This window comes from Methanocalculus sp. (assembly GCF_029762515.1).
Taxonomy (GTDB): Archaea; Halobacteriota; Methanomicrobia; order Methanomicrobiales; family Methanocorpusculaceae; genus Methanocalculus.
The window spans coordinates 1-2,202 of the sequence record NZ_JARVGN010000381.1; the positions used below are offsets into that span (position 1 = coordinate 1).

2 protein-coding genes and 1 pseudogene are annotated in these 2,202 nt (G+C 53.1%); all 3 read left to right on the forward strand.

Annotated elements, in window-relative coordinates:
* Nucleotides 1–658, forward strand: a 658-nt coding sequence (locus tag QCH34_RS11190; protein WP_300334166.1) for an iron chelate uptake ABC transporter family permease subunit, incomplete at its 5' end; no start/stop codon positions are given.
* Nucleotides 655–1,899: an ABC transporter ATP-binding protein gene (locus QCH34_RS11195; protein WP_300334168.1), complete on the forward strand. Its 1,245-nt coding sequence runs from the start codon at nt 655–657 to the stop codon at nt 1,897–1,899. The genes QCH34_RS11190 and QCH34_RS11195, both read left to right, overlap by 4 nt.
* 54 nt (nt 1,900–1,953) lie before the next feature.
* Nucleotides 1,954–2,202: pseudogene (locus tag QCH34_RS11200) on the forward strand (hypothetical protein); the annotation flags it as partial.

A 2,202-nucleotide genomic window follows, 5' to 3' on the forward strand; every position in this document is an offset into this window, starting at 1 on the left:
GATCGTCTTCCTTGCAGGCGCAGGGCTTCCTGTCTTTGCCTTTACCGGAGCATTCGGTGCTACCTTTCTGGTTTATATGATCGCCCGCTCTGGAGGAAAAGTCCCGGTCGAGACGCTCCTTTTGACCGGCGTTGCCCTCTCGATGTTCCTCTCTGCGATGCTCTCGTTTCTAATGTATAATTCAGGAAAGAGCCTCCAGCAGATTGTCTTCTGGCTGATGGGAGGGTTCTGGACAGTTTCATGGAATGATGTGCATATTGCACTCCTTATCCCGTTTGGATGCCTTTTTATCTACCTTTTTGCACGCGATATCAATATCATCTCGCTCGGTGACGAGGATGCCGTCCATCTTGGGGTGAATGTGGAGCAGCTGAAGGTGCTTCTCCTCTTTGTCAGCTCGGTGCTGGCGGGGATTGCGGTTGCGATCGCAGGTGCGATCGGCTTTATCGGGCTGATCACCCCGCACCTGATGCGGATCATCGTCGGTCCCGATCACCGGGTGCTGATTCCTGCTGCTATTCTTGCTGGCGGGCTCATCCTCCTCTGGGCAGATACCTTCGCCCGGACACTCGGAAATGAGATGCCTGTCGGAATTATCACCGCATTTCTCGGTGCCCCCTTCTTCATGTTCCTGCTGCAGCGGAGGATCCACGCATGAAAACGGTCGATGTGGTACATCTGGATGTCTGTTATGGGGCACACCAGATCCTTGAGGAGATTGCCTTCTCTGCAACTCCCGGGGAGATGATCGGGATCTGCGGCCCGAATGGATCAGGCAAGACGACACTCCTGAAGGCAATGAGCAGGATCGTCGCCCCTTCTGGTGGCGATATCTACTATAATAATCAGAATATGGAGGATCTCTCCTTCCGGATGCTGGCACAGCGGGTGGCGGTCGTTCCACAGGAGACAGCAATCAATTTCGATTACACCGTCCGCGAGATCGTGATGATGGGCCGCCATCCGTATATCGGCAGGTTCGCATCAGAAAGCAGGGAGGATCACGCGATCTGTGACCGGGTGATGCGGCTTGCCAATGTCTCCCATCTTGCTGAAATGCCGGTGAATGCGATCAGCGGGGGTGAGCGGCAGCGTGTCCTGATTGCACGGGCTCTGGCACAGGAGCCGGACATCCTGCTGCTTGACGAGGCGACCTCTCACCTTGATATCAGCCACCAGATTGAGATTCTGAGTATTATCAGAAAGGAGATGGAGGAGACGACGACGATCAGTGTCTTCCATGACATCAACCTCGCCGCCTACTACTGTGACCGGATCATCCTCCTGAAAGAGAGGAAGATTGCGGCAATCGGATTGCCAGGAGATGTGCTGACCAGAGAGATGATTCGATTGGTCTATGGGGTCGATGTGCTCGTCAGTACTCATCCGACTACCGGGAGGCCGTATATCCTCCCGCTCTATACAGACGGGATGCATGATGCAAAGGCCGGAAGGGTGCATATTGTCTGTGGTGGGGGATGCGGCACACCTCTGATCCGGCGGCTTCACCAGTCTGGCTGGCATCTTACCACCGGTATTCTCAATGTGCTTGATTCGGATTATATAACAGCAGAAGAGCTTGGTATTCCTACATTGAGCGAGGCTCCGTTTGCCCCGATATCAGAGGTTTCCTCATCGCTGCTTATAGAGTATCTTGAGAAAGCTGACCGGATCATCCTTGTTGCCATGCCTGTTGGGAGGGGGAACCTGGATAATATCCGGCTTTTACGTCCGCATGCGAAGAAGATGGTGATCATCGGATCTATCGAAGCATTTGAGGACTATACCGGAGGAGAGGCGGGGTCTGTCCTTGCATCATTGATCGGGAATGGGGCACGGGTGGAGATCTCCATCGACTCTGCCATTCTCTATCTCCGGAAAGAATTCAGTTCTGGTTGATAATGTGGCAGATGAGGGAGAGCGTAAATGATGTGTAATGAGAGGAGTTTAATTATGAGACGATTCGTATCTGGCTTGTTTATTATGGTCTTCTGCATAGGGGGAGCTGCCGGTCTTTCAGCAGGAGGAATTGACGCTGAAGAATATGCTGATTCAGCCATGCTTATCGGGAGCTCGATGAAAGGGGATCGATCAATCACCGTCACCGACGATTCAGGCCATGAGGTTACCATCCGGGCATATCCGGAACGTATCGTCTCCCTTGCACCATCTAATACCGAACTCCTCTTTGCAATCGGGGTC

Bases quoted from the DNA above. Each gene is read 5' to 3' on its own strand.
- QCH34_RS11195 (WP_300334168.1), top strand. From the start codon at position 655: ATGAAAACGGTCGATGTGGTACATCTGGATGTCTGTTATGGGGCACAC.